General features: G+C 70.3%; 19 protein-coding genes. 12 read left to right on the top strand and 7 right to left on the bottom strand.

Features of this window, described 5'->3' with window-relative positions; genetic code table 11:
- Positions 1–41: 41 nt before the first annotated feature.
- Positions 42–968 carry a MarR family winged helix-turn-helix transcriptional regulator gene (locus tag RWH45_RS07555; protein ID WP_315994256.1) on the bottom strand — a complete coding sequence of 309 codons (927 nt, stop codon included), beginning with the start codon at positions 966–968 and terminating at the stop codon, positions 42–44.
- Between the two features lie 107 nt (positions 969–1,075).
- Between RWH45_RS07555 and RWH45_RS07560 the strand changes: the two genes are divergently transcribed.
- The gene (locus RWH45_RS07560) at positions 1,076–1,585 is read left to right on the top strand and encodes a MarR family winged helix-turn-helix transcriptional regulator (protein ID WP_315994257.1); all 510 of its coding nucleotides are present in this window, start codon (positions 1,076–1,078) and stop codon (positions 1,583–1,585) included.
- A gap of 15 nt (positions 1,586–1,600) precedes the next feature.
- Here the strand turns inward: RWH45_RS07560 and RWH45_RS07565 are convergent, their stop codons facing one another.
- Positions 1,601–2,971: an MFS transporter gene (locus tag RWH45_RS07565; protein WP_315994602.1), complete on the bottom strand. Its 1,371-nt coding sequence runs from the start codon at positions 2,969–2,971 to the stop codon at positions 1,601–1,603.
- A gap of 126 nt (positions 2,972–3,097) precedes the next feature.
- Between RWH45_RS07565 and RWH45_RS07570 the strand changes: the two genes are divergently transcribed.
- The 5 genes from RWH45_RS07570 to RWH45_RS07590 all read left to right on the top strand — a co-directional run bounded on the left by RWH45_RS07570 (position 3,098) and on the right by RWH45_RS07590 (position 9,240).
- Complete coding sequence (locus tag RWH45_RS07570; RefSeq protein ID WP_315994258.1) at positions 3,098–4,843, top strand: DEAD/DEAH box helicase; 1,746 nt, start codon at positions 3,098–3,100, stop codon at positions 4,841–4,843.
- A gap of 368 nt (positions 4,844–5,211) precedes the next feature.
- Positions 5,212–7,086, top strand: coding sequence for a molecular chaperone DnaK (dnaK, locus tag RWH45_RS07575; RefSeq protein WP_315994259.1), 1,875 nt, complete (start codon positions 5,212–5,214; stop codon positions 7,084–7,086).
- Positions 7,087–7,095: 9 nt separating this feature from the next.
- Positions 7,096–7,710 carry a nucleotide exchange factor GrpE gene (locus RWH45_RS07580; RefSeq protein ID WP_315994260.1) on the top strand — a complete coding sequence of 205 codons (615 nt, stop codon included), beginning with the start codon at positions 7,096–7,098 and terminating at the stop codon, positions 7,708–7,710.
- Between the two features lie 11 nt (positions 7,711–7,721).
- Entirely contained in the window at positions 7,722–8,705 is a 984-nt protein-coding gene (locus RWH45_RS07585) for a DnaJ C-terminal domain-containing protein (protein WP_315994261.1), read from the top strand.
- 91 nt (positions 8,706–8,796) lie between these two features.
- On the top strand, positions 8,797–9,240 hold the full coding sequence (locus RWH45_RS07590; protein WP_315994262.1) for a heat shock protein transcriptional repressor HspR: 444 nt from the start codon (positions 8,797–8,799) through the stop codon (positions 9,238–9,240).
- A gap of 170 nt (positions 9,241–9,410) precedes the next feature.
- Here the strand turns inward: RWH45_RS07590 and RWH45_RS07595 are convergent, their stop codons facing one another.
- Positions 9,411–10,004, bottom strand: a complete 594-nt coding sequence (locus RWH45_RS07595; protein ID WP_315994263.1) for a hypothetical protein — start codon at positions 10,002–10,004, stop codon at positions 9,411–9,413.
- Positions 10,005–10,164: 160 nt separating this feature from the next.
- Here RWH45_RS07595 and RWH45_RS07600 point away from each other — a divergent pair, with 160 nt between their 5' ends.
- From RWH45_RS07600 to RWH45_RS07615, 4 genes are all read left to right on the top strand, one after another.
- Entirely contained in the window at positions 10,165–11,892 is a 1,728-nt protein-coding gene (locus RWH45_RS07600) for an ABC transporter ATP-binding protein (RefSeq protein WP_315994264.1), read from the top strand.
- Positions 11,889–14,051, top strand: coding sequence for an ABC transporter ATP-binding protein (locus RWH45_RS07605; protein ID WP_315994265.1), 2,163 nt, complete (start codon positions 11,889–11,891; stop codon positions 14,049–14,051). The genes RWH45_RS07600 and RWH45_RS07605 overlap by 4 nt, the downstream gene beginning before the upstream one ends.
- Positions 14,052–14,287: 236 nt before the next feature.
- Complete coding sequence (locus tag RWH45_RS07610; protein WP_437127327.1) at positions 14,288–15,529, top strand: glycosyltransferase; 1,242 nt, start codon at positions 14,288–14,290, stop codon at positions 15,527–15,529.
- Between the two features lie 4 nt (positions 15,530–15,533).
- A complete protein-coding gene (locus RWH45_RS07615; RefSeq protein ID WP_315994266.1) occupies positions 15,534–16,829 on the top strand; it encodes a glycosyltransferase in 1,296 nt (431 codons plus the stop codon).
- 255 nt (positions 16,830–17,084) lie between these two features.
- Here RWH45_RS07615 and RWH45_RS07620 read toward each other — a convergent pair whose 3' ends face one another.
- Complete coding sequence (locus RWH45_RS07620) at positions 17,085–17,360, bottom strand: hypothetical protein (RefSeq protein WP_315994267.1); 276 nt, start codon at positions 17,358–17,360, stop codon at positions 17,085–17,087.
- Positions 17,361–17,447: 87 nt separating this feature from the next.
- On the opposite strand from RWH45_RS07620, the gene RWH45_RS07625 reads away from it, so the two are divergent.
- Together RWH45_RS07625 and RWH45_RS07630 are read left to right on the top strand one after the other, a co-directional pair.
- A complete protein-coding gene (locus RWH45_RS07625; RefSeq protein ID WP_315994268.1) occupies positions 17,448–18,446 on the top strand; it encodes a GlxA family transcriptional regulator in 999 nt (332 codons plus the stop codon).
- A 353-nt stretch (positions 18,447–18,799) separates the two neighbouring features.
- Entirely contained in the window at positions 18,800–21,004 is a 2,205-nt protein-coding gene (locus RWH45_RS07630; RefSeq protein WP_315994269.1) for an ATP-dependent Clp protease ATP-binding subunit, read from the top strand.
- A 65-nt stretch (positions 21,005–21,069) separates the two neighbouring features.
- On the opposite strand, the gene RWH45_RS07635 is transcribed toward RWH45_RS07630, so the two are convergent.
- The 3 genes from RWH45_RS07635 to RWH45_RS07645 form a co-directional block, all read right to left on the bottom strand.
- Entirely contained in the window at positions 21,070–21,690 is a 621-nt protein-coding gene (locus RWH45_RS07635; RefSeq protein ID WP_315994270.1) for a YdcF family protein, read from the bottom strand.
- A 200-nt stretch (positions 21,691–21,890) separates the two neighbouring features.
- A complete protein-coding gene (locus RWH45_RS07640) occupies positions 21,891–22,475 on the bottom strand; it encodes a nitroreductase family protein (protein ID WP_315994271.1) in 585 nt (194 codons plus the stop codon).
- 95 nt (positions 22,476–22,570) lie between these two features.
- Complete coding sequence (locus RWH45_RS07645) at positions 22,571–23,938, bottom strand: glucose-6-phosphate dehydrogenase (protein WP_315994272.1); 1,368 nt, start codon at positions 23,936–23,938, stop codon at positions 22,571–22,573.
- Positions 23,939–24,042 lie beyond the last annotated feature (104 nt).

Genomic DNA, 24,042 nt, shown 5'->3' on the forward strand with positions numbered 1-24,042 from the left:
TCGTGAGCGCGTTTTTACCCACGGAGAGCGTTTATGCGAGCTCACGCGGACGGCGACGTGTCACCGGACGCCGACGCGTCACCGGATGCCGACGCTTCGCGGCCGCGGCGGAAACCGGCGTCGAACCCGCGTTCGTAGGCGCGCTGCGCCGACCGACGGTCGTGGTGACCGTGCCCGCGGTGGTGTCCGTGCTCGTGTCCGGAGCCGTCACGGCGCGGGTCGCACCCGCGGCCGCCGCCGGCCCGATCGTGCTCGCCGCGGTCCGCGGTGCCGAGGTGCCCGTGACCGGCGTCTTCGTGACCCGTCTCGCCGTGCGCGGAGCCGTGACGACCGTGCGCGCCCCGCCCGGCGTCGCCGGACGCGAAGCCGCGGTCGCCGTGCGCGAAGCCGCGGTCGCCGTGCGCGAAGCCGCGCCCGTCGCGCTCGCCGTGCTCTCGCGGCCCGAACGGCTGCGGGTCCGCACCGAAGCGGGGGCCGAAGCCGCGCATCCCGGGCCCGAAGCCGCGTCCGAAGGGGCCGAAGCCGCGACCGGCGCCGGGTACCGCAGGTCCGACGGGGAGACGGCTGTCGTCGTCGGCCTCGTCGAGGCCGAGGGCGGCCGACACCGCGTCGAGGGCGGTCGTCAGGTGCTCGAGCTCCTCGGCCGGAACGTCGGCGAGCAGCGCCGCGCGGGCGGTATCCACCCGGGCGAGAACCGCGCGGCCCTCGTCGGTGAGCGTCCAGCCCGTGTCGCCACGGGCGATCCAGCCCTCGGCGACGAGCGAGTCGATGCGCTTCCCGCCGCGGGCGAGGCGCGCGGCGATCCACGGTGCGTCGACGCGACCGTCGACGGCACTGAGCAGGAAGAGGGTCTTGGGATGGATGCCGCTGTCGCGCAGCTGCGCGAAGAGGCGGTGGTGCAGCGCGTGGCCGACCGTCGTGAGGCGGTGGGCGAGGCTGCGGGCGTCCAGAGGTGTGGAGGTGTTCATGGGAAGTCCTTTCGTCGGCGGTCGATCCGCCATTGCATGTCACATGACAACGGATGTACTGTGACATGTATTCCCGATGCTTGTCAAGCGACATGTAAAGTCGAGGGATGGCATCCGACCCCGCCGACGACATCGCTGCGGCGCTTGCGCGCTTGCGCGGTCGGCGCCCGCGCCCGCCTTTCCCGCCCGATGCGCACCACCACCCGCACGGTGGGCACGGCGGAGGTCCGTGGGGTCGTGGCGCGCCGCCGTGGGCCGATCCGGCGCGAGGACGCTTCGGGGGTCCCGCGCGACTGCGTCTGCTCGATGCTCTCGTCGCGGCATCCGGTCCGCTGTCGGTGAGCGAGATCGCCGAGGCGGTCGGCGTGGATCAGCCCCGGGCGTCGCGCCTGGTGCAGCAGGCCGAGCTGATGGGGCTGGTCGCGCGCGAGCCCGACCCCGACGACGCGCGCCGCACGCGCGTGCGCCTCACCGCCGAGGGGGAGGGGCTCGTCTCCGGCTTCCGCGGTCGGCGGCGGGATGCCGTGCGCTCCGCGCTCGAATCCTTCAGCGACGCCGAGCGCGCGGAGTTCGCCCGCCTGTTGGCGAAGTTCGCCGACGCCTGGCCGAGCGACTGAGCCGGCGCATCCGCGTCAGCGGATCACGGCCGCCGTGGTCTTCACCGGCAGCATCAGCAGCAGCCCGGCCCCGAGGATCAGCACGATGCCGAGGATGCCGAGGCGGGTGTCGCCCGTGATGCCGACGAAGAGTGCGAACAGGCCCGGGGCCAGGAACGACACCGCGCGACCGGTCGTGGCGTAGAGCCCGAAGATCTCGCCCTCGCGTCCCTCGGGCGCCACGCGCGCGAGGAACGACCGGCTCGCCGACTGCACCGGTCCCACGAAGGCGCACAGACCCAGGCCGACGATCCAGAAGCCGGTCTGCGACGTTCCGATGAAGAGCATCGTCGTGCCGAGCGCGATCAAGCAGACCAGGGATGCCAGGATCACGCGCTTCGGGCCGAACAGGTCGTCGAAGCGCCCGGCGACGAAGGTGCTGATGCCCGCCACGACGTTGGCTGCGACGGCGAAGTAGAGCACTTCGGTCGAGCTGAACCCGAAGACCTGGGCCGCGATGATCGCGCCGAACGTGAACACCCCCGTGAGGCCGTCGCGGAAGACGGCGCTCGCGACGAGGAACAGCAGCACCTGGCGGCTGTCGCGCCAGAGCGAGCGGAGCGTCCCCCACAACACGACGTACGAGCGGAAGAAGCCGACGCGCACCCGGCGCCGCTGGGCCGGGATCTCGGGCACTCGAACGAGGACCGGGATCGCGAACACCGCGTACCAGGCGGCGGATGCCAGGATCGCCAGCCGGATGTTCAGACCGCCGTCCTTGCTCACGGCGAGCAGGCCACCGGCATCCGGATCCGCGAAGCTCTGGATGAAGAGCACCAGCAGGAGCAGGAGGAGGACGATTCCGCCGACGTAGCCCATGCCCCAGCCGAAGCCCGAGACGCGGCCGATGGTCTCGCGCGTGGAGACCTGCGTGAGCATCGCGTAGTAGTTGACGCTCGCGAACTCGAAGAACACGTTGCCGACGGCGAGCAGCGTCGCGCCGAGGATCAGGTACGCGGGGGTGCCTTCCACGAAGAACATCGCCGCCATGGCGAGCACCACGACGCCGGTGTTGATGCCGAGCCACAGCTTGCGGCGACCGGAGCCGTCGGAGCGCTGACCGAGCACGGGGGCCACGAGGGCGACGACGATGCCCGCGATCATGAGGGCGACGCCGACGAGGCTGGCATTGTCGGCGAGGGCGCGCACGAGCGCAGGGTTCGTGTCGTCGCCCCCGGCGGCGGAGACGACGGCCGGGTCGACGAAGAGCGAGCTGGCGAGATAGGTGCTGAAGACGAACGTCGTGACGACGGCGTTGAACGCCGCCGAGCCCCAGTCCCACAGGGCCCATGCCAGCACGGGACGTCGGCCGGTGGCAGGGGCGGAGGCGGTGCCGGGCGCGGACATGTCGGTCACGGTAGGGCCCTTCGGTGAACGCCGGGTGCCCCGGCACGACGCGGCGACGACGACGTCGCGCGGGTTCAGGCTAGACCCCGGCCCGCGCTCGGGCGCGCAGGAGACTACCGTGGAGTCATGGCATCCGAAACCCCCGTCGACTCCGCTGAGGCCGAGACCACCCCCGAAAAGCTCACCTTCGCCGACCTGGGACTGGATGCCGCCGTGCTCAAGGCCCTGAAGGACGTGGGTTACGAGACCCCTTCCGCGATCCAGGCGGCCACCATCCCCGTGCTGCTGCAGGGCCGCGACGTCGTCGGCCTCGCCCAGACCGGAACCGGCAAGACCGCGGCCTTCGCGCTCCCGGTGCTGTCGCAGATGGAGACCGGCCACAAGAACCCGCAGGCCCTCGTGCTCGCCCCCACCCGTGAGCTCGCGCTGCAGGTGTGCGAAGCGTTCGAGAAGTACGCCGCGCACATCAAGGGCGTCTCGGTGCTCCCCGTCTACGGCGGACAGGGGTACGGCCAGCAGCTGTCGGCCCTGCGTCGCGGTGTCGACGTGATCGTCGGAACCCCCGGTCGCATCATGGACCACCTCGACAAGGGCACCCTCGACCTCAGCGAGCTGAAGTTCCTCGTGCTCGACGAGGCCGACGAGATGCTCAAGATGGGCTTCGCGGAGGACGTCGAGACGATCCTCGCCGACACCCCCTCGACCAAGCAGGTCGCGCTGTTCTCGGCCACCATGCCGGCGCAGATCCGCCGCATCTCGGCGCAGTACCTCAACGACCCCGAAGAGATCACGGTCAAGACCAAGACCACGACCTCGGCGAACATCACCCAGCGCTACCTCGTGGTGTCGTACCAGCAGAAGATCGATGCGCTGACCCGCATCCTCGAGGTCGAGAACTTCGAGGGCATGATCGTGTTCACCCGCACGAAGAACGAGACCGAGACGGTCGCCGAGAAGCTCCGCGCCCGCGGCTACACGGCCGCCGCGATCAACGGCGACATCGCCCAGGTGCAGCGCGAGCGGACGGTCAACCAGCTGAAGTCGGGCAAGCTCGACATCCTCGTCGCCACCGACGTCGCCGCGCGCGGTCTGGACGTCGAGCGCATCAGCCACGTCGTCAACTACGACCTGCCGATCGACACCGAGTCGTACGTGCACCGCATCGGCCGCACCGGTCGCGCGGGCCGCACGGGAGACGCGATCAGCTTCGTGACGCCGCGTGAGCGCCGCATGCTCACCGCGATCGAGAAGGCCACGCGTCAGCCGCTGACCGAGATGTCGCTGCCGAGCGTCGACGACGTCAACGCCACGCGTCTCACCCGTTTCGACGACGCGATCACGACCGCCCTCGAGGACACCGCCGCGATCGCGACCTTCCGCGACGTCGTCGCCCACTACGTCGCGCACCACGACGTGCCCGAGGCCGACGTGGCCGCAGCTCTCGCCGTGGTCGCCCAGGGCGACACGCCGCTGCTGCTCGAGGAGGAGACGATCCAGCAGCCGCGCTTCGACCGGGACCGCGACCGTGACCGCCCTGCTCGTGAGGGCGGAGACCGCGGCGATCGCCGCAGCGGCGGCGGACGCTTCGCGACGTACCGCATCGCGGTGGGCCGTCGCCAGCGCGTGGAGCCGCGCCAGATCGTGGGTGCCCTCGCGAACGAGGGCGGCCTGCGTCGCAACGATTTCGGCGCGATCCAGATCCGCCAGGACTTCTCGCTCGTCGAGCTGCCCGCCGACCTCTCGCGCGACACGATCGACCGCCTCGCCGACACCCGCATCTCGGGCCAGCTCATCGACCTGCGCCTCGACCAGGGCGGTCGCTCCGCCAAGCGCAGCGACCGGCCGCAGCGCCGCGATCGCGACCGCGACTGAGCCTCCGCCCGGCCGCCGCGCCGGGCTCGCGGCATCCGTTCGACGCCCCCGCCGACTTCCGGGTCGCGGGGGCGTTGTGGTCGCGGGGCGAAAGGTGAAGATTTGGGGCGCGTTTCTGCGTTTGGGGCATGGTATTTCGCGCCCCAGACGGAGGAATGCGCCCCAAAACGGTACGTGGGGGTGGGGGTGGGGGTGGGGAGTGATTCGAAAACCGCGGCATCCAGAAGTTGAGCCAATTCATATCAAGTCGCCTTGACCTCCCGACGGGGGTTCGATAACCTTGAGTCATCGCGGCTCAACCCGCGCAGAGACTTTCACCCAGAACCCCGAGTGCGGCATCGGCCGTGCTCACAAGCAAGGAGACACATATGCCCCGTGCAGTGGGAATCGACCTCGGTACGACCAACTCCGTCGTGAGCGTGCTCGAGGGTGGCGAGCCCAAGGTCATCGCGAACGCCGAGGGTTTCCGTACGACCCCCTCGGTCGTCGCCTACACGAAGGACGGCGAGGTGCTCGTCGGCGAGACCGCCAAGCGCCAGGCCGTCACCAACGTCGACCGCACCATCTCGAGCGTCAAGCGCCACATGGGCACCACCTGGAGCTTCGACGTCGACGGCAAGAAGTGGACGCCGCAGGAGATCTCGGCCCGCATCCTGCAGAAGCTGAAGCGCGACGCCGAGGAGTACCTCGGTGACAGCGTGACCGATGCGGTCATCACCGTCCCCGCGTACTTCAACGACGCCGAGCGTCAGGCCACCAAGGAGGCCGGTGAGATCGCGGGCCTCAACGTGCTGCGCATCATCAACGAGCCCACCGCCGCGGCCCTCGCGTACGGCCTCGACAAGGGCAAGGAAGACGAGCTCATCCTGGTCTTCGACCTCGGTGGCGGAACGTTCGACGTCTCGCTGCTCGAGGTGGGCAAGGACGACGACTTCTCGACCATCCAGGTGCGCGCCACCTCCGGTGACAACCGCCTCGGTGGAGACGACTGGGACCAGCGCGTCGTCGACTACCTCATCAAGCAGTTCAAGGACACCACCGGTGTCGACGTCTCGGGCGACAAGATCGCCCTCCAGCGTCTGAAGGAAGCGGCCGAGCAGGCGAAGAAGGAGCTGTCGAGCTCGACCTCGACCTCCATCAACCTGCCCTACCTGTCGCTCACCGACTCGGGCCCTGTCTCCCTCAGCGAGACCCTCTCCCGCGCGAAGTTCGAGGACCTCACCAAGGACCTCCTCGACCGCACCCGCAAGCCCTTCTCCGACGTCATCCGCGAAGCCGGCGTGAAGGTCGACGACATCGCGCACGTGGTGCTCGTCGGCGGCTCGACCCGCATGCCCGCGGTCGCCGAGCTGGTGAAGAAGGAGACCGGGAAGGACGCCAACAAGGGCGTCAACCCCGACGAGGTCGTGGCCGTGGGTGCAGCCCTGCAGGCCGGTGTCCTCAAGGGGGAGCGCAAGGACGTCCTCCTCATCGACGTCACCCCCCTGAGCCTCGGCATCGAGACCAAGGGCGGCATCATGACCAAGCTCATCGAGCGCAACACGGCCATCCCGACCAAGCGCAGCGAGACCTTCACCACCGCCGACGACAACCAGCCGTCGGTCGCGATCCAGGTCTTCCAGGGCGAGCGCGAGTTCACCCGCGACAACAAGCCGCTCGGCACCTTCGAGCTCACCGGCATCGCCCCGGCTCCCCGCGGCATCCCGCAGGTCGAGGTCACCTTCGACATCGACGCCAACGGCATCGTGCACGTGTCCGCGAAGGACAAGGGCACCGGCAAGGAGCAGTCGATGACCATCACGGGCGGCTCGTCGCTGCCGAAGGAGGACATCGAGCGCATGGTGCGCGAGGCCGAGGAGAACGCGGCCGACGACAAGAAGCGCCGCGAGTCCGCCGAGACCCGCAACCAGGCCGAGACCCTGTCGTACTCGATCGAGAAGCTGATCAAGGAGAACGACGACAAGCTCCCCGCCGAGGTCAAGACCGAGGTGCAGGGCGATGTCGACGCGCTCAAGACGGCTCTCGCCGGCGACGACGACGACGCGGTCAAGACCGCGTTCGACAAGCTGAACGCCAGCCAGGGCAAGCTCGGTGAGGCCATCTACGCCTCGTCGCAGGCCGCGGGCGAGCAGGCCGACCCCAACGTGGGTCAGCCGGGCAACGGCGAGACGCCGAACCCCGAGGAAGACGTCATCGACGCCGAGGTCGTCGACGACGAGAACCCCGACGAGAACAAGAAGTAAGCAGAGAACATGGCACACAAGGACGACGAACAGCCCACGGGCTCGGGCGCCGGTCCTGACGAGACGGGGCCGGAGGAGAACACCTCCGGCCCCGCGCCGTCGGGCGACCAGTCCGAGCCTTCGGGGACGGATGCCGATGGCCTGACCATCGACGACATCCTCGGCGCCGAGCAGACGCCCGAGGCGGCCGCAGAAGGTGCGTCCTCCGACAAGGAGGCCTCGCTGCTGATCGACCTCAAGCGCCTGCAGGCCGAGTACGCCAATTACCGTCGGCGCACCGAAGAGCAGCGGGAGCGCGAGATCGAGCGCGCCAAGGGCGAGGCCGTGAAGGGCCTGCTGCCCGTCATGGACGACCTCGACCGCGCCGCCAAGCACGGCGACCTCGTCGAGGGCAGCCCCCTCGCCGCGATCGGCGACAAGGTGCGGGCCGTGGCCGAGCGCCTCGGCGTGGTGTCGTACGGCGCCGTCGGCGACGTGTTCGACCCCCAGCAGCACGAGGCGATCTTCCAGGCGCCGACCCCGGGTGTGACCGAGACGACGATCCTCGAGGTCGTCGAGGTCGGCTACCGCCTCGGTTCGGTCGAGCTGCGACCGGCCAAGGTCGTCGTCGCCGTGCCGGCCTAAGAGGAGGACGCATGGCGAGTCAGGACTGGTTCGACAAGGACTTCTACAAGGTCCTCGGTGTCGACAAGAGCGTCAGCGCTGCCGATCTGAAGAAGACGTATCGCAAGCTCGCGCGCCAGTACCACCCCGACTCGAACCCGGGTGACGCGAAAGCCGAGGCGAAGTTCAAGGAGATCAGCGAGGCCTATTCGGTGCTCAACGACCCCGAGCAGCGCGAGGAGTACGACCAGATCCGGGCCATGGGCTCGGGGGCGCGCTTCTCCGCTCCGGGGGCGAGCGGCGGCGGCGGTTTCGACGACGTCTTCAGTCGGTTCGGTCAGGGTCGCGGCCAGCCCCAGGGCGGCTTCGACGACTTCTTCTCGATGTTCGACCAGCAGGGCGGCGGGGGCTTCGGCTCCGGACGCTTCGGTCAGACGACGGGAGGGTTCCGCGGTTTCGGCGGCCCCCAGCGCGGGTCCGATGTGACGGCGCGGACGACGATCGACTTCGTCACCGCGGCGAAGGGCGAGACCATCACCCTGCAGGGCGAGGACAACGTCCCGTTCAAGGTGAAGATCCCGGCCGGCGTCTCGGACGGGCAGAAGATCCGACTCCGGGGTCGGGGACGCAAGTCCCCCGACGGCGGCGAGAGCGGCGACATCGTCGTGACGGTGGCGGTGCGCCCGCACCCCGTGTTCACGCGCGACGGCCTCAACCTGCGGGTGACGGTCCCCGTCACCTTCACCGAGGCCGCTCTCGGCGCCACGATCGAGGTGCCCGCGCTGGGCGGCGAGACCGTTCGCCTGCGCGTGGCCCCGGGAACCCCCTCGGGTCGCGTGCTGCGCGTCAAAGGCCGCGGGATCGCGACCGCCAAGGGCACCGGCGACCTGCTCGCCGAGGTCCAGGTGGCCGTGCCCGCACACCTCGACGACGCGGCCCGCGAAGCCCTCGAGCGCTACCAGGCGCTCGAACCGAAAGAGAACCCCCGCGCCGACCTGATGGCCAAAGCGCGGTAGACGCACGCGCGTCGCCGTGGTTCTCGGCATCCGATGAGTCAGGATGCCGAGAACCCGGTGTCGCACCCGCCACGACGGAAGAAGGTGAGACGTGGCTGAGAGAGAGATCGACGAAGACGCCCCGATCTTCGCCATCGCCGCCGCGGCGGAGCTGTCGAACATGCACCCGCAGACGTTGCGACAGTACGACCGTCTCGGTCTCGTGGTGCCCGCGCGCACCCAGGGCGGATCGCGGCGGTACTCCAGCCGTCACGTGCAGCAGCTGCGCGAGGTCGCGCGGCTCTCCGGTGAGGGCATGAGCCTGCCCGCCATCGCGCGCCTGCTCGCTCTCGAGGAGCGCGTGCACGAGCTGGCGCGTCGTGTGAACGACCTCGAACGACAGCTCTCGGCCGAGCGGCAGTCGCGCCCCGGTGCGCGCGTCTTCGCGGCGGGCGCGACCGGCTCGGTCGTGACGTTGCGCCACGGCGCGCGCGTCCGCCGGGCGACCGACGTCGTGCTCTGGCGCCCGTTGGGCCCGTTCGATCTCGACGACTGAGATTGCGACGCTCGCCTGCGCGGCGGAGGTCCCCGAGCCTGTCGAAGGGACCGGACCTCGTTCAGGGTCTGCGCAGCGGCGGCCCCTGAGCCTGTCGAAGGGACCGGAACGCGGCGCATGCCCGGTGGCTCCGGCGGACGTGCCGACCCCCACCGTGGGTCGCTGCCCGATCAGGCCGGATCGATGCGCAGCACGGTCGGCGACTCCCCGACCTGCAGGTCGTCGACGACGCGGAGCGTGCGGGCGACGTCATCCACCGCGCCGATGACCGTGCCGAAGCGCTGGCGGTCCGCGCAGACCGCGGTGACGGTGACGAAGTGCGAGCCGGTGTCCCACGTGTACGTCGCGAACGGCGGGGTCTTCGGGTCGGCGGGCAGGGGCATCGCCAGCTTCTCGCCGACGCCGAGGTGAGGGTTCCGGAACGACTCGGTGTCGTCGTACTCCATGGGCATCATGGCGCGGGCGGTGCGCAGCTGCGGCGTCGCCTCCTGCAGTTGCGCCATCACCACCAGCAGCTCCGGGTCGCTCTTCCACACCCACACCAGCACGCGACCGGCGGCGCGGTGCATCAGCAACGGGGCCGCCTGGCTGAGGATCCAGGCGAAGGCGCCGCCGCCCGGACGCGGTGTCGCGCCCGTGCCCTGGTTCGCCTGGCTCAGCAGCATGCCGATCGCCGCCTTGCGGTGGCGGCGGCCGCGGAATCCGAGGGAGCCGGTCACCGGCACCCAGAGGTCGGCGGGGGCGTCGGCCTGCAGTCGGGACATGCCCCACAGCCTACGAGCCGCCTCCTGGGAGAGGGATGCCGCGTGCCGGCGTTCGCGAGCAGAGAACGCTCCCACGTGGGAAAGCCTCGCCGATGTCGGAGGTCAGTGCCAGGCTGGGACCGCGGTCATCGCGATCGCACTCGAACACCCGGAGGGTCCCGTGCTCGGCAAACTCCTCATGCGTTATCTGTCGCGGTATCGATGGCTGCTCGTCGCGATCCTCGTCTTCCAGGCTGCGTCCGCCCTGGCGACGCTCTACCTGCCGCGCCTCAACGCCGACATCATCAACCTCGGTGTCGCGCAGGGCGACACGGGGTTCATCTGGTCGCGCGGCGCCCTCATGCTCGTCATCTCCCTCGGTCAGATCGTGGCATCCGTCATCGCCACATACTTCGCCGCGCGTGCCGCCATGGCCGCCGGCCGCGATATCCGGCGCGACGTCTTCGAGCGCGTGAGCGGGTTCTCCGAGCGCGAGCTGTCGCAGTTCGGCGCAGGCTCTCTGATCACCCGCAACACCAATGACGTCCAGCAGGTGCAGATGCTGGCGATGATGGGCGCCACCATGCTCGTCAGCGCCCCGCTCCTCGCGGTCGGCGGGGTCATCATGGCCCTCCAGCAAGACGTCGGGCTCAGCTGGCTGATCGCCGTCGCGGTGCCCGTGCTGCTCATCGCGGCGGGGCTCATCATCGCTCGCATGGTGCCCCTGTTCCGCAGCTATCAGTCCAAGCTCGACGGCGTGAACCGGGTCATGCGCGAGCAGCTGACGGGGGTGCGCGTGGTCCGCGCTTTCGTGCGCGAGCGCATCGAAGAAGAGCGCTTCCGCCGGGCCAACACCGACATCCTCGTGGTGGGCCGCAAGGTGGGCTCCCTCTTCGTGCTGCTGTTCCCGCTGGCCATGCTCGTGCTCAACGTGACCGTCGTGGGGGTCATCTGGTTCGGCGGCATCCAGGTCGACGCCGGCGGAGTCGAGATCGGCACCCTCTTCGCGTTCATCCAGTACGTCGCGCAGATCCTCGGCGGCGTGCTGATGGCGAGCTTCATGACCGTGATGATCCCTCGCGCCGCCGTTTCGGCCGAGCGCATCGGCGAGGTCCTCGACAGCCGTTCGACCCTGCAGCGCCCCGAGAACCCGGTCAGCGTCTTCGCCGAGGCCGGCGCGGTGGAGTTCGACGACGTGTCGTTCGCCTACCCGGGCGCCGAGGCGCCGGTCGTGGCGGGTGTGACCTTCCGAGCGGCCCCCGGCGAGACTGTGGCCATCGTCGGATCGACGGGAGCGGGCAAGACCACCCTCGTGTCCTTGATCCCGCGCCTGTTCGACGTCACGGGCGGTGCGGTGCGCGTCGGCGGGGTCGACGTGCGCGAGGCCGACCTCGACGAGCTGTGGAAGGGCATCGGCCTCGTGCCGCAGAGACCCTTCCTCTTCAGCGGCACCGTGGCGTCCAACCTGCGATTCGGGCGCGAAGACGCCACCGACGACGAGTTGTGGCACGCCCTCGAGATCGCGCAGGGCCGCGACTTCGTCGAGGCGATGGACGGAAAGCTCGAGGGGCGCATCGCCCAGGGCGGCACCAACGTCTCGGGCGGTCAGCGCCAGCGCCTCGCGATCGCGCGGGCGATCGTGCATCGGCCCCGCGTGCTGGTCTTCGACGACTCGTTCTCGGCGCTCGACCTCACCACCGACGCGCGCCTGCGGGCCGCACTCTGGCAGGAGCTCCCCGAGGTGACGAAGATCGTCGTCGCGCAGCGCGTGTCCACCATCACCGGGGCCGACCGCATCGTCGTCCTCGAAGACGGGCGCATGGCCGGACTCGGCACGCACGACGAGCTGTTGCGCACGAGTCCCACATATCGAGAGATCGTCGAATCGCAGCTGGGGGTGGAAGCATGAGCGCGCCCGACGCCCTCACCGACGAAGACCGCGCCGAGCTCGAGCTCGCCGAGCAGGCGCGACAGAACTCCGGCGACTGGAACAGCGTCGCGCCCGGCAAGGCCGCTGCCTTCGGGCCGAGCTTCCGACGCCTGATCGGTCTGCTGCGTCCCTACGCGTGGGCGTTCGCCCTCGTCTCCGCACTCGGAGCTCTCGGGGTGCTGCTCGCCGTCCTGGCCCCGCGTGTGCTGGGAGACGCCACCAACATCATCTTCGAGGGCGTCGTCTCGCGCGGGCTGGGCGACGCCTTCCCCGCCGGCACGTCCAAGGAGGCCGTCGTCGAGGCGCTGCGCGCATCGGGGCAGACCGACGTCGCCAACATCGTCTCCGCGATGAACAGCTTCCAGGTCGGCGCGGGCGTCGACTTCGACGCGCTGCGCGTCGTGATCGTCACCGTCCTCGCGATCTACGTCGGGTCGTCGCTGCTGTCGTGGATCCAGGGCTACGTCATCAACGTCATCATGGTGCGCACGATGTGGCGTCTCCGCGAAGACGTCGAGGCGAAGATCAACCGTCTGCCGCTGTCGTACTTCGACAAGGTCCAACGCGGCGAGCTGATCTCGCGCGTGACGAACGACATCGACAACATCACCCAGACCATGCAGCAGTCGCTCTCGAGCGCGCTGACCTCGGTGCTGACGGTCGTGGGTGTGCTCATCATGATGTTCACGATCTCCTGGCAGCTCGCGCTCGTGGCCCTGGTATCGCTGCCGCTCATGGCGGTCATCTTCGGCGTGATCGGCCCGAAATCGCAGAAGGCGTTCGGCGAGCAGTGGAAGAAGGTGGGCCGCCTGAACGCCCGCGTCGAGGAGTCGTTCTCGGGGCACGCGCTGGTCAAGGTCTACGGGCGGGAGAAAGACGCCCGAGAGAAGTTCGAGGTCGAGAACGAGGAGCTCTACGAGGCGAGCTTCAAGGCGCAGTTCCTCTCCGGCATGATCATGCCGGGCATGATGTTCGTCGGAAACCTCACGTACGTCGGCATCGCCGTGCTCGGTGGCCTCATGGTGGCGGGCGGGCAGATCCGACTCGGTGATGTGCAGGCCTTCATCCAGTACTCGCAGCAGTTCACGCAGCCGCTGTCCCAGCTGGGCGGTATGGCGGCCGTCGTGCAGTCCGGAACCGCATCGGCGGAGCGCGTCTTCGCCCTCCTCGACGCCGACGAGCAGGAGGCCGACGCGGCCGACGCGCCCGCAGCCCCCGAGGGTCGCGGCGTCATCGAGTTCCAGAACGTGCGTTTCTCTTACACGCCCGAGAGGCCCCTCATCACCGACCTGTCGTTCCGTGTCGAGCCCGGGCAGACCGTCGCGATCGTCGGACCCACCGGGGCGGGCAAGACCACTTTGGTCAACCTCATCATGCGCTTCTACGAGCTCGACGGAGGGCGCATCCTGCTCGACGGCCAGGACATCGCCGAGCTGCGTCGCGACGATGTGCGCTCCCGCACCGGAATGGTGCTGCAGGACCCGTGGCTGTTCGCGGGATCGATCCGCGACAACATCCGCTACGGCCGCGAGAGCGCGACCGACGACGAGATCGTCGAGGCGGCGGTGGCGACGCGTGTCGACCAGTTCGTGCACTCTCTCCCCGAGGGATACGACACCGTCCTCGACGAGGATGCCGCCAATGTCTCGGCCGGTGAGAAGCAGCTCATCACCATCGCGCGAGCGTTCGTGGCGCGGCCGTCGGTGCTGATCCTCGACGAGGCGACCTCGTCCGTCGATACGCGCACCGAGCTGCTGCTGCAGCAGGCGATGGCCGCGCTGCGCGAGGGTCGCACCTCGTTCGTCATCGCCCACCGCCTCTCCACGATCCGCGACGCCGACCTCATCCTCGTGATGGAGCACGGCGACATCGTCGAGAAGGGCACGCACGACGAGCTGATCGCCGCGCAGGGCGCGTATTACCGGCTCTACCGGTCGCAGTTCGAACAGGCCGCGGCCGACCTCGACACGGCGGGAACGGAACAGGAACACCCGGGCGAGCAGCGGCACGCGCCGATCACCGGCGACAGCGAGGTGGTGTCGGCGATGGCGGCCGCGGCCTCCGAGGTGGTGGTCCCGGCGGGTGTCGACGGGCCGCCGCGGCCGGCGAACGGTTCCCCGTCGCCGGAAGGGCGCTGACAGGGGCGCGTCGTGCGTCGCGGGCGCGGGCCCGCGCCGCGCGACCCCGGGCATCGAGGGGCGCGGGCTCCCGGCCGTCGACGATCCGACTCACCCGGTGCCCGCCTGTGAACGGCTCCCCGGCGGCGGAAACCCGCCCGGGTACAGTGGATGACACGTTCACCGCTGTGAACCGCGCAGTTGCGCACCGCTCCATCCCAGCGACCTTTCCGCCGCACAGATAGGCCTCACCACACGTGACCACTCCTGCGACGCCCGCCGACACCCCCTCGCCCGCCGCCGAGTCACCCGGCTCGTCCGCGTCCGCCGACCGCCCGCTGAAGATCCTCATCGGCGCCGACACCTTCCTGCCCCACGTGAACGGCGCCGCCCGGTTCGCCGAGCGCCTCGCGGCGGGTCTCGTCGCGCGGGGCCACGACGTGCACGTCGCCGCCCCGAGCGTCGGCCACAGCAACGCGGGCACCGCGATCGAGACGATCGAGGGTCAGCCGATGATGATGCACCGGCTGCCGGCCTACCGCTTCCTCCCGCACGACTGGATCACCTACGTGCTGCCGTGGCGCTCGAAGCACTACGCCCGCATCGTGCTCGACGAGGTCAAGCCCGACGTCGTGCACATCCAGTCGCACATCGTGATCGGTCGGGGTCTCGCCCGCGAGGCCCGCAAGCGCGGCATCCCCGTCGTGGCGACGAACCACGTGATGGCCGAGAACATCCTCGACTTCACCACGCTTCCCGACTGGCTCGATCGCGTCTTCGTCAAGCTCGCGTGGGCTGACGCGGAGCGCACCTTCAAGATGACGCGCGCCGTGACCACGCCCACGCGTAAGGCGGCCGACTTCCTCGAGGCGACGATCGACATCGACGGCGTCATCCCGATCTCGTGCGGAATCGACCGCTCGAACTACCGCCCCGACCTGACCCCCCGTGATGCGAATCGCATCCTCTTCGTCGGTCGACTCACCACCGAGAAGCACATCGACGTGGTGTTGGCGGCGCTGGCGAAGCTCGATCCCGCGCTCGACGTCACCTTCGACGTCGTTGGCGGCGGCGACCAGCGTGCCAAGCTCGAGGCGCTGGCCGATCAGCTCGGTGTGGCCGAGCGCGTCACGTTCCACGGGCACGCGTCCGACGACGAGCTCCGCAACCTGTACTCGCGCGCCAGCGTCTTCGCCATCGCCTCGATCGCGGAACTGCAGTCGATCGCCACGATGGAGGCCATGGCATCCGGTCTGCCGATCGTGGCCGCCGACGCCGTCGCCCTCCCGCACCTCGTGCACGAGGGTGAGAACGGCTACCTCTTCACGCCGGGCGATTCCGACGAGCTCGCCGCGCGCCTGACCGATGTGCTCACCGCGTCGCCCGAGGAGCGTCTGCGCATGCAGCAGGCGTCCCTCGACGCCGTCGCCGTGCACGACATCACCCGCACCCTCGACACCTTCGAAGCGCTGTATCGCGGCCGCCCGCTGCCGGAGTGACCGCGTGCACGTGGTGATGTTCGCCGACCAGCACCTCGAGTCGCTGGGCGGTGCGCAGGTGTCGATGCGACTGCAGAAACGGTTCCTCGAACGCGCCGGTCACCTCGTGACGGTCGTCGCTCCGCGCCTGCATCGTCCGGCATCCGACGATCCGGCGTACCTCGACCTCCCGTCGATCGCGATCACCCCCGACCGCGAGTACGCGCTCACGTGGCCCGGTGCGCGCACGGACCGATTCCTGGATGCCGAGATGGGCGCGCGGCTGCCCGCCGACGTCGTGCACGTGCAGGCCGACTTCTGGGGCGCCTTCATCGGCCACCGCTTCGCCGCGCGACACGGGCTGCCGGTGGTGCACACGATGCACAATCGCGTCGACGTGGGGATCGCGGCGACGGCGCCTTTTCCGGGGCTGGTGCTGCGTGTGCTCAATGCCTGGGCGCGCCGGGCGCTGCCGGTCGCGGACGCTCCCTTCGCCGCCCGACCGCTCGCCACGCGCAGAGGCGGAAGGTCCTCGCCGGACGCCGGTGAGGGGCTGCGAGCCCCGCGCGCTTCCACGGGCTCCGGCGGCCCGGCGTCGCGCGTCGACGGATGGGCGTTCCTGCACCGCCTCGCGCGACTGTCGCGCGCGGTCACGGCACCGTCCGCGCACTTCGCCCGCCGCCTGGAGCAGCATGGGGTGGCCCCCTCGGTCGACGTCATCTGGAACGGCATCGACGACGACGTGCTCGACGCCGCCCTGGCCTTCGGCCCCTCCGCGCGCCGCCCCGGTCGTCCGCGCTTCGTGTGGCTCGGGCGCATGAGCCCCGAGAAACGCCTGCTCCCCTTCCTCGAGGCCGTCGTGGCATCCGGAATCGATGCCGAGGTCGAGATCATCGGCGGCGGCGCACAGCTGAACGCCGCGCGGCGTCTCGTCGAGCGCGAACACCCCACCGCCGACGTGACCTTCGCGGGACGACTGCCCTACGCCGAGACCCTCGCCCGTCTCGCCGACGCCGATGCGGTGGTGCAGACCTCCATCGGCTTCGAGACCCAGGGCATGACGGTCTTCGAGGCCGCCTCGCTGGGGACGCCCGCCGTGGTCAGCGACCCCGACATCGCCGCCGAGCTCGGTGGGGGGACCTGGACCGTCGCGGATGCCACGGTCCCGGCACTCGCGGAGTCTCTGCGCCGCGCCGCCGCCGATATCGCCGCGGGTTCGCCCGTGCGACCCGAGCCGTCGATCGCGGAGCGCTTCCGCCAGTCGTCCCGCACCGCGGCGATGGTCGCCGTGTACGAACGGACCGTGGCCGCGGGCCGCTGACGCGTCTCCGCGGCCGGCGTCGGGATCTCGCCGCCACGGTCCGCGCCGGGCTTCTCCGCCGCGCCGTCGCGCCGTGGGTCATCCGCCCGCGCCGGCGCCGTGGATCGGGCACCGGCGGCGGGGCGCGGTGTGCACGGCGGCGGGTGGTTCGGGCGACACGCCGGCGTGTGGCATCCGGGGGCCGGCGTGTCGGGGGTTCGGTCTTCGTTGTTCCGTCGGGCGCCCGGGAGTGGGCGGGGAAGAACCGAACGGCGGTCAGGCCAGGCGACCGCCGGGCCGCGGGACGGCGATCGTCGCCGTTATGGGCTTCGCCGATTGCGCGACCTCCGTCGCAGGCGCCGGCTGCCCGACCGCCGTCGCGGGCGTCAGTGGCTGACCGACCTTTGTCGTGGGCACGGCGCGGGCTCGCTCTGTCGACGCGAGGCGCGAGGGGTCGGTGGGGATGCGGCCATAGCCGTCGGTGCGAATGAGCCACACGGTGCCGATGATTCCGGCGAGCGACAGGATGCCGAGAGCGATGAAGTAAGCCATGGCAGGAAAGCTACGGGTAGAGGAATCAGGCCTACGAGTGGCATGATGGACGCACATCGTAAGATTTCTGCCACTTCGGAGGTGCGCATGCGCTCGGTCGCCGTCGTCGTCCAACCCGGGTTCGCCCCGTTCGAGTTCGGCCTCGCCTGCGAGGCCTTCGGTCTCGACCGCAGTGACGACGGCATCCCGAACTTCGACTTCCGCATCGTGGCCCCCGACCCGGGCGCCGTGTCGTCCAACATCGGCTTCTCGATCAACGTCGAGCACGGCCTGGATGCCGCGGAGGACGTCGACATCCTCGTGCTCGCGCCGATCCCGCGTTCGCAGTGGGATCACGTGGATGAGCGGGTCATCGAGGTCGTCCGCGCCGCGCACGCCCGCGGCGCGTGGCTTCTCAGCGTGTGCAGCGGATCGTTCGTCATCGCGGCATCCGGGGTGCTCGACGGCAGGCGCGCGACCACGCACTGGCGCTATGCCGACACGATGGCGCGCATGTATCCGCAGATCGACGTGGATCCCGACGTGCTGTACGTGCAATCGGACAACATCATCACGAGCGCCGGGACGGCGGCGGGGCTCGACGCCTGTCTGCACCTGCTCCGGCAGGAGCTGGGCTCCGAACTCGCCAACCGCATCGCGCGGCGCATGGTCGTCGCCCCCCAGCGCGACGGCGGCCAGGCGCAGTTCATCGCTTCTCCTATTCCGATCGACGCCTCGCTCTCGCTCGCCCCGGTCACCGAATGGATGCTGCAGAACCTGCATGCCGAGCTGTCGGTCGATCGGCTCGCGGCGCGCGCCCATATGTCTCCCCGCACCTTCGCCCGGCGGTTCAAGGCCGACCTCGGTGCCACCCCCGCGGCATGGCTCGCGCGCCAGCGCCTGCTGCATGCGCAGCGACTGCTGGAGGAGACCGACCTCGGGCTCGACCGCATCGCCGCCGAGTGCGGCTTCGGGTCGGCCGCGGTGCTGCGGCAGAACTTCGCCCGCACGATGGGTCTGACGCCGACGGCGTACCGCGCCCGTTTCTCGTGCACAGGGGCCGAGGTTTCGGCGTCCGTCCCGGAGTCGGAGGCGATCCCGGCCTGACCGATATCCCCCGCCCCGCCACCCCGCGACGTTGCTGCCGCCCCACGGTCGCCCGCACCGGCACGAGGCCTGCCGGTGCGACGTCCGTCGAGATGGCCCCTCTCTGCCCAGATCACGCAATGCCGACGCGAAAGCGGGTGATCTCGTGCACGTGGCGCGCTCTCGGTGTCCGGAATGGGACGCCGGCGTGCGGGGTGGGCGGTGAGGCCTCGGAGAGCCGGAGCTCCGCCCTCGCCGTGCCGGCGCGAGGGACCGTAGCGCGCGGGAGTCGTGGCATCCATTGCCCTTCGAAGGACGCGCTGCTAAACTTGAGTCAACGCAACTCAACTTTGCGACAGACTTCAGGAGAACACATGAACGCCACACAACAGCCGGGGCAGGAGGACGCGCGCAGCGCCCTCGAGCAATTCGGCATCAACCTCACCGACCGGGCCCGCCAGGGCAAGCTCGACCCCGTGATCGGGCGCGACGGCGAGATCCGCCGCGTCAGCCAGGTGCTCACCCGGCGCACCAAGAACAACCCCGTGCTCATCGGCGAACCCGGCGTCGGCAAGACCGCCGTCGTCGAGGGGCTCGCTCAGCGCATCGTCGCGGGCGACGTCGCCGAGAGCCTCAAGAACAAAGAGCTCGTCTCGCTCGACATCTCGGCGCTCGTCGCCGGGGCGATGTACCGCGGCCAGTTCGAGGAGCGGCTGAAGAGCGTCCTCAAGGAGATCACCGAATCCGACGGGCGCATCATCACGTTCATCGACGAGCTGCACGTGCTCATGGGTGCGGGAGGCGGCGAGGGCTCGGTCGCGGCCAGCAACATGCTCAAGCCCATGCTCGCCCGCGGTGAACTGCGCCTGATCGGCGCGACCACGCTGGACGAGTACCGCGAGTTCATCGAGAAGGATGCCGCCCTCGAGCGCCGCTTCCAGCAGGTCTACGTCGGCGAGCCGACGGTCGAAGACACCGTCGCGATCCTCCGCGGCCTCAAGGAGCGCTACGAGGCGCACCACAAGGTCGCCATCGCCGACGCGGCGCTGGTCGCCGCGGCATCCCTGTCCAACCGGTACATCCCCTCGCGTCAGCTGCCCGACAAGGCCATCGACCTGATCGACGAAGCGGCATCCCGCCTGCGCATGGAGATCGACTCGGCCCCGCTGGAGATCGACGAGCTGCGCCGGCATGTCGACCGGCTCAAGCTCGAGGAGCTCGCGCTGAAGAAGGAGAAGGACGCCGCCTCGAAGGAGCGGCTCGCGACGCTCCGCGAGACCCTCGCCGCCGAACAGGCCAAGCTCGACGAGCTGCAGGCCCGGTGGGAGCGCGAGCGCGCCTCGCTCAACCGCGTCGGAGACCTCAAGACCCGGCTCGACGCCGCCCGCGTGGATGCCGAGCGCGCCCAGCGCGAGGGAAACCTCGAGCGCGCGTCGCGGCTGCTGTACGCCGAGATCCCGGCGCTCGAGCGCGAACTCATGAAGGCCGAGCGCGACGAGCCCGCGGGCGACCGAATGGTGAACGAGCAGGTCACCGACGAAGACATCGCGGCCGTCATCGCCGCGTGGACCGGAATCCCGGTCGGCCGTCTGCTGCAGGGCGAGACCGAGAAGCTGCTGCACCTGGAGCGCGAGCTCGGCAGACGTCTGATCGGGCAGAAGGATGCCGTGAAGGCCGTCTCCGACGCCGTCCGTCGTTCGCGCGCCGGCATCAGCGACCCGAACCGCCCGGTCGGCTCCTTCCTGTTCCTCGGCCCCACGGGCGTCGGCAAGACGGAGCTGGCGAAGTCGCTGGCCGACTTCCTCTTCGACGACGAGCACGCCATGGTGCGCATCGACATGTCGGAGTACGGCGAGAAGCACTCCGTCTCGCGCTTGGTCGGAGCCCCTCCGGGCTACGTCGGGTACGAGGCCGGCGGCCAGCTCACCGAGGCTGTGCGCCGTCGCCCCTACAGCGTGGTGCTGCTGGACGAGGTCGAGAAGGCCCACCCCGAGGTGTTCGACGTGCTGCTGCAGGTCATGGACGACGGTCGCCTGACCGACGGTCAGGGCCGCACGGTCGATTTCACCAATGTCATCCTGATCCTCACCAGCAATCTCGGCTCGCCGATCCTCATCGACCCGACGCTGTCGATGGATGCCAAGCGCGACCAGGTGCAGGCGCTCGTGCGCCAGGCCTTCAAGCCCGAGTTCGTGAACCGTCTCGACGACATCGTGATCTTCCAGGCCCTGAGCCAGGACGACCTCGCCCAGATCGTCGAACTCGCGGTCGACGCGCTGCACAAGCGGCTGCGCGAGCGCCGGCTCACCCTCGCCGTCACCCCCGACGCGCGGTCGTGGCTCGCCGAGCGCGGGTACGACCCGGTGTACGGCGCCCGGCCGCTGCGCCGGCTCATCCAGACCGAGATCCAGAACCGCCTCGCGATGGCGATCCTCGCCGGCACCGTGCGCGACGGCGACGTCGTCCGGGTCGACGTGGCCAGCGACGGCGAGTCGCTCATGCTGGCGAGCGCCGGCCCCGCGGCCGACGACACCGACGACACCGACGACGACGTGATCGAGGCCGAGATCGTGGAGTAGACGGAAGGTCACGAGAGGGGGGATGCCACGTTCAGCGCGCGGCATCCCCCCTCTTCATGCGGGGGTCAGGGGCAGGGCGTCAGCCAGGCTTTGACGAACGCCGCGCTCTGGTACGCGTACTGGAACACCCAGTCGAACAGCGTCAGGTCGGTGTCGACGCCCACCACGGTGACATCGGCGGCGGAGCACTTCGCGAAGATGTACCGGGTTCGGGCCACGTGCGGCGTGAACGTGACGACCACGGTCTTGCCCGACTCGTGCGTCGCGTCGTAGCGGTCGAGGAGCCGGCTCTCGCCGGCGGTGGTGAACGGGTCGGGCGTCTCGCAGGTGACCCCGCGCCGTCGGCACACGTCCAGAGCCGCGGCATCGAAGCGGGCCTCGCCGTGGCCCGTGCCGGAGTCGGACACGGAGATCAGCAGCGGAACGGGTCGATCTGCGTCGCGCAGCGTGCGGGCGAGGTCGAGCCGCTCCTGCTGGGGCGGCCCGATGACGTAGACGAGGCTCGCGTCGCCCGGGTCGCCGGGCGGGGGGAAGACGAACACCGGGAGTCCCGCGATCGCGATCAGGAGGATCGTGGACCCGAGGGCCAGGGCGAGTCGACGCCCGCGTCGACCCGGGAGCAGCCAGGCGACGATGCGTCGGCGTGGTCGCGCGGTGCCGATGCCGGAGGAGGAGGAGGTCGTCACCTCCGCGAGGGTAGGTGGCCGGCCCCCGCGCGGGCTCGCTCGTCCGCGCGCTCGGCCGCGGGTGAGGCGGGCCGTGGCCGTGGAATCCGCGGGCCCGCGGCGACCGCCGCGGAAACGCCGTCCGCCCCCGTCCCGTGAATGACGGGCCGGGGGCGGACGGATGCCGCGGGCCGGCGGGGCGCGGCGGACGCCGCGGGGCCTCAGGCGTCGAGCAGCAGCGACTCGGCGAGCGGACGACGCACGCGGGGCGCGGATTCGCGCGAGCGGACGGCCTCGTCAGCGGCATCGAGGTCGCCGAAGGCGCCGACGGCGATCACGGTCACCGGCGTGAAGCGCTCCTCGATGTCGAACGCGGTGCGCAGGTCGTCGGGGGAGAAGCCGCCCATCGTGTGGGTGGCGAGGCCGCGGGCGTGCGCCTCGACCGTGAAGAAGGCGGCCGTCTGACCGGCGTCGTACGTCGCCCACGGGCGGGCGTTGCCCTCCTCGTCGGCCGTCTCGGCGAGGATGACGAGCAGCGCGCCAGCGGCCGGCGCCCAGCCCTGGTTGAAACCGACGAGCGAGCCCACGATCTGCGCATGCGCGTCGGTTCCGCGGCGGGCGAGCAGGAAGCGCCACGGCTGCGAGTTGTTGGCCGACGGCGACCAGCGAGCAGCCTCGAGGGCGGCGCGCAGGGCGTCTTCGTCGATCGGGGCCTCCGCGTCGAAGACACGGGTGCTCCATCGCTCGGCGAGGACGTCGAGGATCGGGACGTCGGTCTGGGCGGTGCGGTCGAGAACGTGGGACATGGGGACTCCTGAGGGTGAGAACGTTGCCGGGGCTCCGTTGACCCAGTCCATCGAACGCCGTCGAGCCCCCCGATGTTCCCGTGTGACGGAGAAAGTCACAGCCCCCAGGAGGCCGGACCCGCGGTGCCCGCCGGGTACTCGTCGAGCGGCACCTCGTCCGCGCGCCACGCGTCGATGACCGGCTGCACGATGCGCCAGCACTGCTCGGCGGCGTCGCCGCGGACGGCGAGCATCGCGTCACCGTCCAGGATGCCGGAGAGCACCTCGCCGTAGGCCTTCAGGCCGCCCTCGCCGAGGTCGGCTCCCAGGGTCACGCGCTCGAGCTCGAGCGGGTCGTCGGCGCCGTTGACGTTCAGCCCGAGGCTCATGGTGTCGGGGCCGAGCGAGAACGTCATCACCGTCGGCTCGCTCTCGCCGATGAAGCCGTGCGGGAGGTGGCGCACGGGCTTGAACGTGACGGTCACGGCCGGGTCGCCGGCATCCGGTCCGAGGGCCTTGCCCGAGCGCAGCACGATCGGGACGCCCTCCCAGCGGGCCGTGCGGACCTCGACGGTCATCTCGGCGAGGGTCTCGGTCTGCCGGGACGCGTCGACGCCGGGCTCGTCGGCGTAGGAGGTGAAGTGCCGGTCGCCGATCGTCCCCTCGGTGTAGCGGGCGCGGCGGGAACTCTTCACCGGGTCGTCGCCCCACACGTGGGTCGCGCGCAGCACCGCCGAGGTGGCATCCCGCAGGTCGAGCTGGTCGAGCGAGGACGGCGGTTCCATCGTGACGAACGCCATCACCTGCAGCAGGTGGCTCTGAATCATGTCGACCAGCGCGCCCGCGCGGTCGTAGTAGCCGGCGCGCCCCTCGAGTCCGAGCTTCTCGGGGAAGTCGACCGTGACGGATGCGATGTCGTCGGCCGACCACACGCTCTCGATGAGGCGGTTGGCGAAGCGGACGCCGAGCAGGTTCAGCACCGTCGACCGCCCCAGGAAGTGGTCGATGCGGAAGACCTGGTCCTCCGGAACGAGCTTCGCGACCTGCTGGTTGAGCGCGTGGGCACTCGCCTCGTCGGTGCCGAACGGCTTCTCGAGGGCCAGGACGGTCCCCTCGGGGATCGTCACGTCGGCGAGGGCGACGCACGCCTTCTCGGCGACCGCCGGGGGGACGGCGAAGTACAGCGCGGGTCGGCCCTCCGCGGCATCCAGGAGCTTCTGGAGGTCCGCGGCTCGGGTGATGTCCACCTGGCTGTAGGTCGTCTCGGCCACCTTCTCGAAGGCCCCCTCGCCGCCCATCGTCGCGAACGAGGCCCGCACGGTGTCGCGCCAGTGGTCGTCGGTCCAGTCCTCCATGCCGGCGCCGTGCAGCCGGACCGAGCGGTCCGGTTCGCGCGTGAGCAGCTGGCCGAGGGCCGGCAGGAGCAGTCGAGAGGTGAGGTCGCCCGAAGCGCCCAGGATGATCAGGGTGGTGTCCGCCGCCATGCGGCCACCGTAGCGCCCCGCACCGACGCCGACAGGGTGCTTGCAGCCGGCACAGGGATGCCACTATCGAGATGCTCTGCCGCGGTGCCGGTGCCACCTGACAT

The organism is Microbacterium galbum (assembly GCF_032464915.1).
Lineage (GTDB): Bacteria > Actinomycetota > Actinomycetes > Actinomycetales > Microbacteriaceae > Microbacterium > Microbacterium galbum.